Source organism: Peribacillus sp. P4_C12 (assembly GCF_056402095.1).
Genome location: NZ_JBFUIB010000003.1, coordinates 48,806 through 64,401, shown reverse-complemented (window position 1 = coordinate 64,401; position 15,596 = coordinate 48,806). Strand labels below are relative to the sequence as shown.

17 protein-coding genes are annotated in these 15,596 nt (G+C 38.4%); 1 reads left to right on the top strand and 16 read right to left on the bottom strand.

The window, feature by feature from the left end; all coding sequences use genetic code 11:
* Positions 1-281 precede the first annotated feature (281 nt).
* Positions 282-827 (top strand): helix-turn-helix domain-containing protein, encoded by a 546-nt coding sequence (locus AC1DUW_RS01925; protein WP_053344416.1) that lies wholly within the window; start codon positions 282-284, stop codon positions 825-827.
* Between the two features lie 209 nt (positions 828-1,036).
* Here the strand turns inward: AC1DUW_RS01925 and AC1DUW_RS01920 are convergent, their stop codons facing one another.
* The 16 genes from AC1DUW_RS01920 to AC1DUW_RS01845 form a co-directional block, all read right to left on the bottom strand.
* On the bottom strand, positions 1,037-1,600 hold the full coding sequence (locus AC1DUW_RS01920) for a thioredoxin family protein (RefSeq protein WP_477641906.1): 564 nt from the start codon (positions 1,598-1,600) through the stop codon (positions 1,037-1,039).
* A gap of 415 nt (positions 1,601-2,015) precedes the next feature.
* Positions 2,016-3,359, bottom strand: coding sequence for an LLM class flavin-dependent oxidoreductase (locus tag AC1DUW_RS01915; protein WP_477641905.1), 1,344 nt, complete (start codon positions 3,357-3,359; stop codon positions 2,016-2,018).
* Between the two features lie 12 nt (positions 3,360-3,371).
* Positions 3,372-4,223 carry a MetQ/NlpA family ABC transporter substrate-binding protein gene (locus tag AC1DUW_RS01910; RefSeq protein WP_083450632.1) on the bottom strand — a complete coding sequence of 284 codons (852 nt, stop codon included), beginning with the start codon at positions 4,221-4,223 and terminating at the stop codon, positions 3,372-3,374.
* A gap of 35 nt (positions 4,224-4,258) precedes the next feature.
* Positions 4,259-4,909, bottom strand: a complete 651-nt coding sequence (locus AC1DUW_RS01905; protein WP_477641904.1) for a methionine ABC transporter permease — start codon at positions 4,907-4,909, stop codon at positions 4,259-4,261.
* Positions 4,851-5,930 carry a methionine ABC transporter ATP-binding protein gene (locus tag AC1DUW_RS01900; RefSeq protein ID WP_477641903.1) on the bottom strand — a complete coding sequence of 360 codons (1,080 nt, stop codon included), beginning with the start codon at positions 5,928-5,930 and terminating at the stop codon, positions 4,851-4,853. The genes AC1DUW_RS01905 and AC1DUW_RS01900 overlap by 59 nt, the downstream gene beginning before the upstream one ends.
* Before the next feature lie 50 nt (positions 5,931-5,980).
* The gene (locus AC1DUW_RS01895; protein ID WP_477641902.1) at positions 5,981-6,814 is read right to left on the bottom strand and encodes a MetQ/NlpA family ABC transporter substrate-binding protein; all 834 of its coding nucleotides are present in this window, start codon (positions 6,812-6,814) and stop codon (positions 5,981-5,983) included.
* Between the two features lie 66 nt (positions 6,815-6,880).
* The gene (locus AC1DUW_RS01890; protein WP_477641901.1) at positions 6,881-7,915 is read right to left on the bottom strand and encodes an LLM class flavin-dependent oxidoreductase; all 1,035 of its coding nucleotides are present in this window, start codon (positions 7,913-7,915) and stop codon (positions 6,881-6,883) included.
* Positions 7,916-8,505: 590 nt separating this feature from the next.
* On the bottom strand, positions 8,506-9,648 hold the full coding sequence (locus AC1DUW_RS01885) for an amidohydrolase (protein WP_477641900.1): 1,143 nt from the start codon (positions 9,646-9,648) through the stop codon (positions 8,506-8,508).
* A 14-nt stretch (positions 9,649-9,662) separates the two neighbouring features.
* On the bottom strand, positions 9,663-10,172 hold the full coding sequence (locus AC1DUW_RS01880; RefSeq protein WP_053344407.1) for a GNAT family N-acetyltransferase: 510 nt from the start codon (positions 10,170-10,172) through the stop codon (positions 9,663-9,665).
* 16 nt (positions 10,173-10,188) lie between these two features.
* Positions 10,189-10,959 carry an amino acid ABC transporter ATP-binding protein gene (locus AC1DUW_RS01875; protein WP_053344406.1) on the bottom strand — a complete coding sequence of 257 codons (771 nt, stop codon included), beginning with the start codon at positions 10,957-10,959 and terminating at the stop codon, positions 10,189-10,191.
* Complete coding sequence (locus AC1DUW_RS01870) at positions 10,956-11,666, bottom strand: amino acid ABC transporter permease (RefSeq protein ID WP_477641899.1); 711 nt, start codon at positions 11,664-11,666, stop codon at positions 10,956-10,958. Before AC1DUW_RS01870 ends, AC1DUW_RS01875 begins: the two co-directional genes overlap by 4 nt.
* 20 nt (positions 11,667-11,686) lie before the next feature.
* Positions 11,687-12,394, bottom strand: a complete 708-nt coding sequence (locus tag AC1DUW_RS01865; protein WP_477641898.1) for an amino acid ABC transporter permease — start codon at positions 12,392-12,394, stop codon at positions 11,687-11,689.
* 32 nt (positions 12,395-12,426) lie between these two features.
* A complete protein-coding gene (locus AC1DUW_RS01860) occupies positions 12,427-13,251 on the bottom strand; it encodes an amino acid ABC transporter substrate-binding protein (protein ID WP_053344403.1) in 825 nt (274 codons plus the stop codon).
* 20 nt (positions 13,252-13,271) lie between these two features.
* Positions 13,272-13,805, bottom strand: coding sequence for a GNAT family N-acetyltransferase (locus AC1DUW_RS01855; protein ID WP_477641897.1), 534 nt, complete (start codon positions 13,803-13,805; stop codon positions 13,272-13,274).
* Between the two features lie 121 nt (positions 13,806-13,926).
* Positions 13,927-14,187 carry a glutaredoxin family protein gene (locus AC1DUW_RS01850; RefSeq protein WP_053344401.1) on the bottom strand — a complete coding sequence of 87 codons (261 nt, stop codon included), beginning with the start codon at positions 14,185-14,187 and terminating at the stop codon, positions 13,927-13,929.
* Positions 14,188-14,226: 39 nt separating this feature from the next.
* Positions 14,227-15,561 carry an LLM class flavin-dependent oxidoreductase gene (locus AC1DUW_RS01845; RefSeq protein WP_477641896.1) on the bottom strand — a complete coding sequence of 445 codons (1,335 nt, stop codon included), beginning with the start codon at positions 15,559-15,561 and terminating at the stop codon, positions 14,227-14,229.
* Between the last annotated feature and the right edge of the window lie 35 nt (positions 15,562-15,596).

The window sequence follows — 15,596 nt, the reverse complement described above, 5'->3', positions numbered from 1 at the left end:
TATTAATCCTATTGTATGAACACATTTCATCTTTTAAAAAAAGACATATAATTTTTAAATGCATCTTACTTTCTTCAAAATACATTACGGTAAAAATTTTCTAATTTGATTAAATGTATTCTTTTACTATTATCTTACTTAAATGAAAATGATTTAACCATACACTATATGACAAAATGAAGTTATTATTCGTGATCTATATGATAAGAAAAGAACAATATTGGGATTATCGAATTGATTATCATTATGTAGTATCAAATTTCTAATGTAAGGAGAATAAAATGATTAATAAAGCTGAAATTTTAATGCACCCCGTAAGAATAAAGATCTCCCAAGCTTTAATGAGAAACAAAGAAAATGGATTAACACCACTAGAAATGTTAAAAATCATTAAAGATGTACCTCAGGCAACATTGTATCGACATATACAAGTTTTGTTAGATTCTGGAGTTATTCGTATTGTGAAAGAGAAAAAAGTGAGATCAGTTTCCGAAAAATACTACGTTTTAAATGAAGAAGAGGCACGACTTAGTGGAGAAGAGTGGAAAAAATCTTCTAATGAGAAAAAGTTGAACTATTATTCTTATTATCAATTATCACTTATGACTCAATATCAAAATTACCTTACTAAATTAGAAGAACGAGATTGCTCAGAAGATGGTTCAACCTTTTCACTTATAGAACTTAAGCTTGATGATGAAAGTTTTATTAACTTTCAAAATGAATTAAACGATCTAATGTTAAAATACTACAAAGCCACGAACCAAAGTGCTAAACAGGATTCTCCAATTCGAACCATTGGCGTTACCATTATTCCAGAATCATAAACAAATGAAAAAAGGCTGACCCAAAACAAGGCGCCATGAACCATATCCTTAACATATAGAAAAAAACACTACAAATAAAAAAACGAGGGTAAAACAGCTTACGTTTTACACTCGTTTTTTCGGGTTACACCCACGCTTCTCTTCTTATCGGAGAGGCTTTCAGTGTGGTAATTAACTATCCGCGGGGAAACGAGGGGGTAATTCAGATTTTATATCTTAACTAAGGTTTCTTTTATACTGCAGTATACTTCGTTCCAAAGCTGCTTATCTTCAGAAAAAGCCTCTGTTATTTTTTTAAATACTTCTTTTTGCTCTGCCTCAAAGCGCTCGTCATCCTTAGCTGGCAGATCCGATCGCAACTCCATTACGTACTCTTGTACCTTTGGTGCACGAGGCCCCCAAACCGCTTTTTCTTCACCATTCTTATCAATAAATATAAAAATAGGAATTGAACGTGCTGTTCCATTTGTTAAGTATTGATCTATCAGCTCAAGGTTTTGATCACGTAAAACCATGTGAGTTTCAATATTTGCGGCTTCTGCAATGTTTAAAAGAATAGGTATATTCATCATCGCGTCTCCGCACCAGTCTTCAGTAATGATAATAACTCGAAGGTCTTTCGCTTTTAAATCATTAAAAAAATCTTGGTCTACCTCCGAAACAGAAAACCGATCATAAATCGATTGTAAGCTTTCTTTATGAACTTTCATCGAAGCAACAAAATCTTTAGCAGGAATCCCCTTTTCAAACCATTCATTCAAAGTCTTCATCATAATTCTCCTATCTTTATTTATTTAAAAGTACCATAAACAACTTATGATTTCATTGTTTCCACTCTAATAATCAACAAGATTTTCCGAGTTGTGGATCACTAACAGCAGCCTGATAAAGTAAAAACATGTTTTCTTTCTCGTGTGTAAAGGGAAAACTCTAATTACAATTAAAAGCTAGGGCTAACTAACTATTATATTTTGAGCATTCAGTCAGTTATTTGCTGTGTACCGGTAATTTCCGGCAGCATCATGATTGGTGATTCTTCTATAAACAAAAAAAGTCATATATATAGGTTGGAGAAAAGAATGGAGGGGCTAGGATTTCTCCTTGTCTCTCTTTCCTTTGTCCGCACCTAATATATGCCTTCATTTGATGGATATAACGAAGATGTGAGAAATCTAATCCTTGCTCTCCTTAATTTGCTATTTCTTCATTAACAAAGCGATTTTTTGGATTCTTTAATCCAAGGTGATCACGGAGAGTGTCTCCTTCGTAGTCCAAACGGAACAAACCCCTCTCCTGTAAAATTGGAACAACCATCTCGACGAAATCCTCTAAGTCGCCTGGTAACAGTGGAAGTTGAAGCATAAAGCCATCTGCAGCTTTTTCGGTAAACCATACCTCCATTTCATCGGCTACTTGAGTTGGTGTACCGACAAATCTATCACGTCTGGCAGGACTGAAAAATCTCGCATATAATTCACCGACTTTTAAGTCTTCTTCATCAATAATTTTCTTCATTTCATTAAAGTTACTTTGTATGCTATTTACTGATGGAAACTCAACATCCTTCGCTAGCGTATCTAAAGAGTATTTCGAAAAATCAACATTGCCCATATAACCAGAAACGAATTTCAAACTCTCATAAGGGTCGACGAGACTTTGGAGTTTATTGTATTTTTGAACGGCTATTTCTTCGGTTTCTCCGATAATAGGGGAAATGCCGTGAAGGATGTGGAGCTCCTCTCCGCTTCTTCCAAAATCCATTAAGGACGATTTTAATTCTTGATAATATCGTTTCGATTCTTCAATGTTATCCCAATGTGTGAAAACGACTTCGGCTGTTCGAGCGGCTAATCGCTGCCCTGGTAGAGAAGCACCCGCTTGAATAATGACCGGCTGTCCCTGCGCCGATCGTGCAATATTCAACGGACCTTTAACCGAAAAATAGTTGCCTTTATAATGAAGCTCATGCACTTTATCAGGATCAAAAAATTGTCCCGTTTCTTTGTTATACACAAATGCATCATCTTCCCAAGAATCCCATAATCCCTGCACAACGTCGATGAACTCCTCTGCTCGTTCATAACGATGATCGTGTGCCCAATGTTTATCACGACTGAAATTCAAGGCCGTCTCTCCGGTCGCATCAGCTGTTGTAACAACATTCCACCCCACCCTTCCGCCGCTTATATGGTCAACGGAAGCAAATTGGCGAGCGTGTACATATGGTTCACTGTAGGTTGTAGAAGCCGTCGCCCCAATGCCAATTTTTTCTGTCGCTGCAGCTAATGCTGTAATTAGTACAATCGGATCAAATCGATTAAGTATTTGAGGATGCGATTCATGATTAATGGCCAAACTATCTGCCACAAAGGCAAGATCAAATTTCCCTTTCTCCGCAATTTTTGACAGTCTTTGCAAAGCTTTCACATCAATACTTGCATTCGGATTTGATGCCGGATGTCGCCACGACGCAACATGCATACCTGTTCCAATCAGATAAGCAGCTAGCTTCATCTGTCTGTCTTGAGCCATTCTAATCTCTCCTTATTTATTAGAATATATCTCCTTATAACTGCTCAATTCTTTCAAGGTAATGAATGTTGGAATATAGTTTCCATTGTAAGTTTCTTCAATAAATTTAGCCGTTTTCTCTGATTGATAGAGATCAACTAATTTTCGGTAAATTTCATTGTCTTGATCTTCACTCCTAGCCGCTATGATATTAATATAAGGCTTTGCAGTACTACTTTCATAAATAAGAGCATCTTTTAAATTTAGTCCCGCTTCTACCGCAACTCCATTATTAATCACCGAACCAGCTGTATCTTCCATCACACGTGGAGCACTGGCACTATCGACAGGAACAATTTCGATTTTCTTCGGATTTTCTTTTATTTTGTCCTGTCCACCATTTCCGTCAAAGTCATCAACAACTTTTAAGAGTTTTGCTTCTTGTAATAACAATAAAGCTCTTCCCCAGTTTGCTGGGTCATTGGGCACAGCAATTTGTGCACCATTTGGAATTTCTTCCACCGATTTATATTTACTTGAATACAAACCGAGAGGAGCAATAATTGTAGTCCCAATTGGAACGATGTCTGTATCGTTCTTCGCATTAAATGAATCTAAATAGGCAACATGTTGAAAGGCGTTGATATCAATATCCCCTTCTGCCAGCGCTTCGTTCGGATCATAAGCCGATGAGAAATTAACAATTTCAATTTCCACCCCTTCTTTTTCAGCCTGTTCCTTTAAAAATTCCCATGTTCGAAGTTCAGAATTTCTAATCCCGACCTTCACTTTCGTTTGTTTCCCTCCCGCATTAGTTGAATCACTTGAGCAACCTGTCAATAACACCCCCAAGATAAGCAATAAAGGTAAAATACATTTTTTCATCATTAATTCCCCTCTCTGTCTGTTCAGTACCACCACTACACTCTTCTAATTTTTCGTTCGAGTATATTTCCTAAACTTTGTACTCCCTGAACTACAATTACTAGAATTACAACGGTGACGAATATCGTAATAGTGCTAAAGCGTTGATAGCCATATGTTATAGCTACATCACCAAGTCCACCGCCACCTATAGCTCCTGCCATAGCTGTAGCGCCTACTAAACCAATTGTTGCAGTTGTTATACTCAGAATTAACGACGCAAAAGCCTCAGGCATTAAAAACCTGAAAATAATTTGTAACGGTGTTGCTCCCATAGCTTTCGCGGCTTCAATAATGCCTTCATCTACTTCTAATAGCGAATTCTCTACAAGTCTTGAGATATATGGGCCAATATGAAGCACGAGTGGTACAATTGCTGCTGTCGTACCAATCGACGTACCAACAATTAGTCTTGTAAATGGAATAATCGCCACAAGCAAGATAATAAACGGAATCGATCGGAAAATGTTTACAATTGGATTCACAATAGAAAAAATAAATCTATTTTCATAAATATGATCTTTTCTTGTTACAACCAATAAAATGCCTAAGAATATTCCAATGATGCTTCCAAAAAAAAGTGAAATACTAACCATGTACAGCGTTTCCCACAATGCGTTTAAAATGAGCTCTTTGCTGACTTCCATCCTTCGTAACCTCCTTCACTTCAACCTTTTGATTCTTTATAAACTGTAATGCCCGATCAATTTCATCATCATTTCCTATTATTTCAACAATTAAATTACCAAATGGGATGCCTTGTAACTCAGTAATATTGCCGAACAGAACGYTTATTTCCACATTAAACCTCTTCGCTGTTTTTGAAACGATAGGCTGCCCAGAGCTCAATCCAAAAAAATCAATTTTAAAAATACGGCTGAAATAGGCATCCTCTTTTAGCAACCCATAAACACTTGATGGCACTTCATCGCGAACAACCGATCGAATGAAGTTACGTGTTGTTTCTGTTCGTGGACGGGCAAAAATATCGAACACATTTCCTGATTCAATCACGCTACCATCCTCCATCACTGCAACCCGATTACAAATTTCTTTAATAACTTCCATTTCGTGCGTGATAATTAGAATGGTAATTTTATATTCATCATTTATCCGTTTCAATAGATTCAAGATTGATTTTGTTGTTTGTGGATCCAATGCCGATGTTGCTTCATCACATAATAGAATCGAAGGGTTTGTAGCCAACGCACGGGCAATCCCGACACGCTGCTTTTGTCCACCTGATAGCTGATTTGGATAATTCTTTGCTTTGTCTTCTAGACCAACAAAGCGGAGAATCTCATAAACTCGTTCTTCAATCTCTTTTTTCTTTTTTTTACTTAACAATAATGGCATCGCCACATTATCAAAGACTGTTTTGGAATTAAGTAAATTAAAATGCTGAAAAATCATGCCAATATTTTTCTTAGCTTCACGCAAATCTTTTTCAGACATCTTTGCTAGATCTTTTCCTTCTACAATCACTTCACCTAAAGTAGGATATTCTAATAGATTCACAGTTCGGATGAGTGTACTTTTTCCTGCTCCACTAAAACCGATGACTCCGAATATATCCCCTTTTTCAACGGTTATATTAATCTCCTTTAACGCTTCAATTTTCTTCTCTCCGTCATCAAATACTTTTGAAACCTGACGAAATTCAATCAAAGTGGCCACCTCCTCTTTTTAACTAGTTTGGTTTAGAAAACTCACTTCACTTAAAACGCAGGTACGACGGCTCCTTCATATTTATCTAAAATAAATTCTTTGACCTTTTCCGTCGTTAATGCATTCGCAAGCTTTTGGATCGCTTTATCGTCCTTATTGTCTGGACGAGCAACTAAAATGTTAACATATGGTGAATCCTTTCCTTCAATTATCAGTGCATCATCGAGAGGTTTTAACCCTCCTTCTAGCGCGTAGTTTGTGTTAATGGCCGACGCTTCCACATCGTCAAGCGAGTGAACTAAAAGAGGGGAGTCGACTGGAATGAATTCTATTTTTTTATCATTTTTTGTAATATCCTCAATCGTATAATCCCCTGACTTAGACGAATCCAACTCAATGATATTATTTGCCGCAAAAAGCTGTAACGCTCGTGAAAAGTTTACTGGATCTTTCGGTACAGCTACTTTCGCTCCGTCTGACAATTCCCCTATAGACTTAATTTTCTTGGAGTAGACACCAAATGGTTCAATATGTACGCCCTTCACATTAACCAAATTTAAACCACTATCTTTATTTACTTGCTCTAAATACGGTGTATGTTGAAAGAAGTTTGCATCCATTTCTTTGTTTGCTGTTTGTTGATTCGTTTGAATACCATCCGTAGAAATCACTACTTCTAGTTTCACGCCCTGTCTTTCTAAATCCGGTGCGATAAACTCTAAAATTTCGGCATGTGGAATCGAGGCTGCACTAATTTTCAAAGTCACTTCCTCATCTTTGTCTCCTTTACTCTCCGATGATGTTTGCTCATTATTTCCACAAGCTCCTAATACCAGTAATACTACTGTTAAAATCGTCACTGACAGCCATTTAATTTTCTTCAATGTTCCTCACTCCTTTTTTTATCCTTTTATATTGGAATAAATACTTGCAAATATTTATCAGCTGATTCATATCCGCTGGATGTTTTCTTTTCCTTCTATATGTATAGTCTCTTCCCCTAAGAAAAGCGGACTCAACAACTGAAATGATTGGATCCGTTCTACTTCTTTTCGGAGCGGTGTATGCAAAATAAATTCATCCACTTGATAAGTTTTATGAAGTTCCTTTAAAATTCCGTTTACATATCCTGGAGTCCCAGCAATAACACTTGCGGTCTGCTCTTCTATTTCGTAAGCTTCACCAGCCTGCTTCTCAAATGATTCAGCCTGTTCACGTGATTGAACTGTCAACGTTCGGCCACTTTGAAGATGAACTTTAAATAGTTTGTGATCGCTTGCCAGCTCCTCTGCTTTTTGTTGGGTAGGAGCAGCCACAACGGCTACTGATACGATAAAACGACCATCTGGGTACTTGCTTCGGTAAGCAGAGGAAGCTTCATTCAGCATGGTATCATCACTATTAATAAATCTGGCGAATACAAAATCCATTCCGAGGTTAGCGGCTAGTTGAGCACTGTTTGAACTGGCACCAAGCAGAAAAGTTTCGGGTTTCTCAGGCGGTATCGGTGTTGCTTGAATACCAGAGAGCAAGTGATCGTCATTGATTGAATTTTCAATAATATTTCGCAATAAGGATGCACGTTCCCCAAAATCTTTTCCATCATTTACAGTTCCAAATTGTAATGCCTTTGTTGATAAAGGAAATCCACCTGGTGCTTTACCAATGCCAAGATCTACCCTCCCCGGGGCAAGAGTGGATAAAACATGAAAATTTTCAGCGACTTTATAAGGACTGTAGTGCTGAAGCATGACACCTCCCGAACCTACACGAATGGATGTGGTTTGCGATAATAAATAAGAAATTAATACTTCCGGTGAAGATCCAGCAACTTGTTCCATATGATGATGTTCCGATACCCAAAAACGGGTATATCCCCATTCTTCAGCTTTTTGAGCTAGGTTTACGGTTTGCTTAAGTGCATCAACTGCCGAATTCCCAGGAAAAATGGGGCTTTGATCTAATATTCCAAGCTTAAAACTCATATATCTCCCTCCAATCATCAATACCTAGTTAACAAATCGAATTAGTTGTTTTAATTTGATTGAAATTCATCCTAACATTGTAAACAAGCACTTGACAACACCTTATTTGATAGAAAAATTTATTTAATTGATTAAAAAACTCTATCATTCGCTTATGAGTATGGAATACCTTTGCCAAATTACTTAACCTCACTTTCGCCTATTAGGGTTAAGAAATATTTTTTATAGAGATCTAATCTTCTAAACCCTATCAGAACTAAGAATCATCAATGAGAGGAAGAGAAAAGGATAGAAGAATCTATGAAAAACTTGAATGAATTAATGAACGAAGAGTGGCTATGTAGTTAAGGAAAAATGGAGGGGGCAATGTTCGCATCAGCTGACTTGCAGAAGAGAAAAGAGGCTCCCAATCGGATAAGTCATTCACGGAGCTTACACAACACAAAAGCAGCTATCTGAATAGTTAATTTGTGGTGGATTTATCATGCCTTTGCTTGAAATTAAGTTGCAGATATCCTTGGAATTACGACAAATAGGGTGCTAGGCACGAACCAACTTTAGATTGTGTCTGGCACCTTTGTCATGTATGTTCACCACTTACCCTGGTTATGTAATAAAGCCTTGGCACTTTCATATAAAAAATAAGCGGCTTTAATAATGGATTTTTCATCAACAGTAAAAGCTGGATGATGCCAGTCTTCGTTTCCGTTTGTACCAAAAAAGGCAAAGGTACCGGGGATATGTTGAAGGTAATAAGCGAAATCTTCACCACCCATTGAAGGTTCTGGATTGATTACATGCAATGATTGCTGCCGAGCAGACACGCGTGCCATCTCTGTAACTGCAGGATGATTAAGAAGCGCAGGGGGCCCAGGAAACCAACCAATCTCAGCTTCCTGTGAAAAAGCAGCTGCAATATGATTCACAATCGAATAAAACTTTTCTGTTACTTCTTCGCGGATTCCAGAATTAAAGGTTCGAATCGTTCCTTCCAATATGACGTCACCCGGAATTACATTCCAAGTGTTTCCACCTGTTATTCTCGTAACACTCACCACAGCACAATCTAATGGGGATACATTCCGGCTGACGATAGTTTGAAGAGCGGTAATAAGCTGAGCCGCTGCCGCTATTGGATCTTTTCCGTTTTGAGGGATGGCCGCATGGCTCCCCTTCCCTTGAAGAACAATTTGAAAACGGTCCACCGCCGCCATTAACGGACCATCTTTTATCCCAATGGTGCCGACAGGCAAATTGGGTTTATTGTGCAGCCCAATCACAGCCGCTACATCGTCAATTTGACCATCTTTTATCACATGCACCGCTCCGCCACCTAATTCTTCTGCGGGTTGAAAAAGCAATCGCACTGTCCCGGACAACTCTGATTGATATTCTTTTAAAAGGTAGGCAGCACCTATTGCAGCTGCCGTATGAAAATCATGGCCGCAAGCATGCATCACTCCTCTTACTTTCGAAGCAAATGGAAGCCCGGTTCGTTCCTCAATCGGAAGAGCATCGATATCCGCCCTTATGGCTACTGTCGGTCCGGGTTTACCACCCTTTATATCTGCAAAAACACCTGTTTTCAATCCTGTATGACGGATCTCAATGCCCTCTTCCTCGAGCCACGTTTGTATCGATTTTGTCGTTTCAAATTCTTCATTTGATAACTCCGGATATTGATGTAAATGACGCCGTATCGATATTAAGCGCTTTTCCAGCTCTCGACTCATACAGTCGCCTCCTTCTATAAATCTAAGCGATAGCATTTTACTAAAATATCATGATTTTGAAATTCTTTCGTTCGATCCCGTTTAAAGCCAAACCATTCGTATAGTTTAATGGCTTTATGCATCTTATCAGTAGAATGTAGATACAAACTGGACGCACCTTGCGATTTTGCATAAATTACACTAGCTTTTAATAATTCCTGTGCGATACCGCGTCCCCTTGATTCGGGATGAACGGCCAACAACCGAATGATTGGTGAAAAAATCCCAAGTTCCGGCTTTTCATATGCTTTTTCAGATGACTGAAAAAGCTGCAATGTACCAAGGATATCCTGATTGCACTTTGCAACCAACACCTTATCAACATGTGGATTATCCACCGAGGATTCTATATTTTTTAAATATCCCTCCCAAGCTTCTGGGTTCGAATATTCATGTTCATATTGTTGATAACTTTCTACCAATAAGCGGCGGACCGTCTCTTTATCTTCTTCAATCAATTCATCTACTACGATTGTACTAATCATACTTTTGCCCCTTCCTTTAATTGGCCCTTTCTTCTAAAAACGATACGGAAAAATCTCTTGATATCCGGTTTAAAAATTGACGTGTTCGCTCTTCCTTTGGAGCATTGAAAATCTCCAATGGTGAACCTTCTTCTACAATGACCCCGCGATCCATGAAAAGAACACGATCCGATACCTCTTTAGCAAAACTCATTTCATGGGTTACAATCACCATCGTGATGCCTTCCTGTGCAATTGCTTTTATGACAGAAAGCACCTCACCGACCAACTCAGGGTCGAGTGCCGAGGTTGGCTCGTCAAATAGAATGACCTCCGGATTTAAAGCAAGTGCCCTAGCAATTCCAACACGTTGCTGTTGACCTCCTGACAATTGCGAAGGGAAATAGTTATGCTTATCTCCCAAACCTACTTTTTCCAATAACAGCTCGCTTTCCCGTTTCGCTTCAGCTTTCTTATATTTTTTTGTAACAATTAACCCTTCCATTACATTCTCCAAAACAGTTTTATGAGCAAATAAATTATAATGCTGAAAAACCATTGCCGATTGTCTTCTAAGGGATAAGATTTCCCTTTTGGTCGCCTTCTTAGACTCCACCTGTACATCTCCCACTTGAACAATTCCCTCATCTGGTTTCTCCAGAAAGTTCAAGCACCTAAGCAGGGTTGTTTTCCCAGATCCACTTGGTCCAAGTATGGTAACTACTTCTCCCTTGCCTATTTTCAAATTAATTCCTTTTAAAACGGGCTGCTGGTTAAATGATTTTTTTATATCTTTTAAATAAATCATTGTACTCCTCCTCGATTATAGGCAGTGGCCTTTTTCTCAATTAAAAACGAAAGCCCCTCTGCAATGATTGTGAGGCCCCAATAAATTAAACCAGCAGCGATAAAAGACTCCAAAAATTTCAAATTGGTGGATGCAACTATATTGGCTGCTCCTGTCATTTCTTTTTGCGATACAATGAAAGCAATGGATGACGTATGCAAGAATCCAATGAAAATATTCGTGAAATTCGGGATGGACTGAGCAATGGCCTGTGGCACAACAATTCGCGTCATGGCTTGAAACGAATTCATACCTACGGAATAGGCTGCCTCCATTTGGCCATTGGAGACACTGATAATTCCCGATCTGAATATTTCTGATAAATAGGCACCCGCACTCAACGATAAGGCGGTTAAGACAAATAAAATGATCGGAATGGAATTAGATTGAATACCCAAGTCAAATTTTTTAGAAATTTGATCGATTAATAATGGAAAACCGAAATAAATGAGCATTATGTGCATAATAATCGGTGTTCCTCTAAAGAAGGAAACATATACATTTGCAACTCTACATAGAAATTTCACTTTATATATCCTAATCAAGGCAACAGCGAGACCGATAATAAAACCTGCAAGAAGAGGAAGAATCGTTAAGATAAGTGTGATCGGAAGTGCTTTAATAATCTCCTTAAAAGCAGTCCAAATAAATAGAATATCAATCGTCAAGTCCTTCTCTCCTCCCTTTGTTATCCAGTAACAGACACATCAACAGTTTGATGCCGATTAATGCGATTTTCATAAAGTCTGAATATTTTCTCAAACAATAGCACGACTGCATAATAGATAACAGCTAATGAGAGATAGACTTCGAGAGCATGTGCAGTTGCAGCAATTAATGTCTCTCCCCTACCCATCATATCCATTACGCCGATGGTAAAGGCAAGTGAGGTATCCTTCAAGGATCCGATAATAGAGTTTGCGATATTCGGAAAAGCAATCCGTATTGCCTGAGGAAGCACAATTCGAAAGAAACTTTGACTATTATTCATGCCAACAGAATAGGCTGCTTCCGTTTGCCCATAATCGACAGCCTTAATCGCTCCTCGGAATATTTCTGCGAAATGCGCCCCATTACTTAATGCATAAGTAATAATGACAAAATACAGAGCATCCATTCTTGAAATATCAATATTAATGAATAAAAGGATTGCAGGCAGTCCATAAAAAACTAGAAATAATTGTATTAAAATAGGAGTTCCCCGAATGAATGAAATATACAAAATGACAAATTGATTCAAAACAGGGATACGAAATAATCTCAGTATGGCTGCCGCTATCCCGATGACCATTCCTAATAAAACGGATGCTTCCAGAATTTGCAATGTTACTCCAAGGTAATATATTAACGTCGGAATGAAATCGACGATTAATGAAGGATCAAATGCTTTCCCCATGCTTTAGCACCTCCGCGCTTACTGCTATCTAATTAAAATCCTACTGAATAGTCTGCGCCCAGCCACTTTTTACTTAGTTCGCTAACTACCCCATCTTTTTTCAGCTCCACAAGTGCTTCATCAATTCTCTTCTGTAAAGGCGTTTCGTCTTTTCTTAGTAAAAAGTATACTTTTGAATTAAGAAGTGGCTCACCCACAACCTTTTGCTGTGCATCTGCTTGTTTATTTAAGAAGTCGACTGCAAATGGTGTAGTAATGGTAGCATCCGCCCGACCAGTTTTGATTTGATTTTTCGTATCATCTACGCCTTGGCCAGAATAGACAATTTCAATACCGGCATTATTTTCTTTATTATACTTTTCAAGAAAAACAGCAGAATTGCTCGTTGCACTCACTATCGCTTTTTTTCCTTTTAGATCTTTAATCGAATGAATATCATTGTTGTCCTGATGAACTGTAACTTGAAGGGGAAAGACATTATATGGTTCTTTATTAAATAGAAATTTTTCTTTTCGTTCATCATTCACCTCCATTTGGTGAGCAACAAAATCGATTTTGTTCGTTTCTAAACTTAATAATAGATTCGAAAATTCCATCGTTTTAAATTCAAATTCATATTCAGGTAGCTTTTCATCGATTTGACGTACCAACTCGACATCATACCCTGTCAACTTACCATTTTTATCTAAAAAGCAAATATTAGGGAATTGCGTTCCTGTTCCGACAATGATTTTCTGAACTTTTTTATCTTTTGAACCTCCAGAACTTGATTTTGCTGTACTCGTTGTTTCTTTCGAAGAGCAAGCTCCCAAAAAAGTAAGTAGCAGTGCCATAACAATTAATAATGTTTTTTTCATCTCAAATTCCCCCGACGTTTTTAATTACTAACAATTGGTTCTTTATTTTCAATAATGCGATACAACGTTTCATCGAGAATTTTACGAAGATACACAATTTTTTCTCCATCGTGATCTCGTTCAGCAAAAATCTCATAGCCTCTTCTTTCATAAATGGAAACAAGCCAAGGATGACGATCAGCTGTCGCCAAATAGACAGCCGGCGCTTTCACCTGTTTCCGAAGTGCGTTTTCTTCCACCCAGGTTAACAAAGTCGAGCCAAAACCTTTTTGTTTGTAAAGGGGGTCGACTGCAAACCACCAAATGAATGGGTATGGACTGAACTGATCAGGGTCATTCCATGGATGACGAACTGTCACAGTAGAAACAATTTGGCCCTCCTGTTCTAAAACACAAGTGAGATTCCGCCTAATATTATTCGTCACTAGCTGCAAATCAGCTGTCGCAGCCAGAAAGTTAATATTCAATTCTCTAATTGGTTCATAAGCCCGAAGTGTAACGTTTAGCACTTCGGGAGCATCTTTTACAGTGGCAAGACGGATTAGCTGTGTCATGATTAACTCCCCACTTCTATAACATATTATATGTACCAGAATAATCGGATTTATATCTGCAATCTTTCTTTAAATCAATCAGTCATGCTTATAGACCCAGATTTAAACGCGTGATTTTTTGTTATTGTACACGTTCAAGTACTTCTTCAAGATGTGGAATTCCAACTTCTGTAACACTCTCATATACGTTACCTCGCCCAATTTCAATTATAGGCACATGTCGGACACCATATTTGATTTCTAAAATATCTCGCCGTTCATCATGATTGGTAACATCCACTGTTTGATAAGCAATGTCCTTTTCTTTCAAGTATTGTTTAACCTCTTCACAATAGTGACATCCTTGTTTGGACCAAACGACGACAGATAACGCATCTCCCATTTCGTATTCCTCCTTCAAATTTTTTAAATGATTCTTCAATTATTGATTAATGCTTTCTTTGGCATAACGATTTTCCGGGAATGGAAGTCCCAAGTTGCCTCTTAATGTTTCTGCTTCATATTCAGTACGATATATCCCCCTTTTTTGAAGGATAGGCACCACATAGTCTACAAAGTCGCGCAAAGCATTTGGAACACTTGAAGTAAAAATAAACCCGTCCGCACCCTTCTCTTCGAACCATTGCTGGATCAAATCCGCTATTTTCTCTGGAGTTCCAATAAAAGAAGTCCGAGGTGTAGTCTCCTTAAGTGCTACTTGACGGAGCGTTAACTGTTTCTCCTTGGCTTCCTGTTTAATTCGGTCAGTCGTACTTCGGAAACTGTTTTTTCCGATGTGTCCGAGATCTGGGAAAGGCGCATCCAGTTCATATTGAGAAAAATCATGATGATCAAAGTATCGTCCCAAATAGTCAAGCGCCTTATCTATAGAAACTAGGTTAGCGAGTTCTTGATATTTGTTCTCTGCTTCTTCCACAGTTGCACCAATGATTGGAGCGATTCCTGGCAGAATTACAAGTTCATCAGGATTTCTCCCAAATGCAATAGCTCTGTTTTTTACATCTTGATAAAAGTTCTGCGCTTCTTCCAATGTTGGTTGACCCGTAAAGATTGCATCCGCTTCTTTAGCCGCAAGACTCTTGCCTGCTTCTGATGAACCTGCTTGGAAAATGACAGGCCGCCCTTGTTTAGATCTAGCAATGTTAAGTGGTCCCTGCACTGAGAAAAATTCTCCTTTATGATTTAATTGATGCAATTTAGAAGGTTCAAAAAACTCACCGTACTCTTTATCCCGAGTAAACGCGTCATCCTCCCAGGAATCCCAAAGCCCTTTGGTAACTTGTAAATATTCTGATGCTATCCGATAGCGTTTGGCATGATCAGGGTGTTCTTCAATCGTTTTGTTATAGTTCAAAGCCGTACTCTCAAGAGGTGTAGTAACAAGGTTCCATCCGCCACGACCTTGACTAATGTGATCAAGTGAAGCAAATTGCCGGGCTACAGTAAATGGCTCACTGTATGAGGTGGAAACAGTTCCGACAAGCCCTATTCTTGATGTAAAAGCAGCGAGTGCGGATAAAATGGTCAGTGGTTCAAATCGATTTAAAAAATGCGGAATTGACTTTTCATTGATAAACAAACCGTCAGCAATGAAAAGTAAATCGAACTTTCCCTCTTCGGCCTTCTGAGCCTGCTCCTTATAAAATTCAAGACTAACACTGGCATCTGCTTGAATGTCAGGATGCCTCCAACCAGATATACTCCCTCCAACTCCATGTATAAGTGCTCCCAATTTCAACTTTCTTTGCTTGGACATTGATACTCCTCCTTTAATTTTCATAGAAAACACGT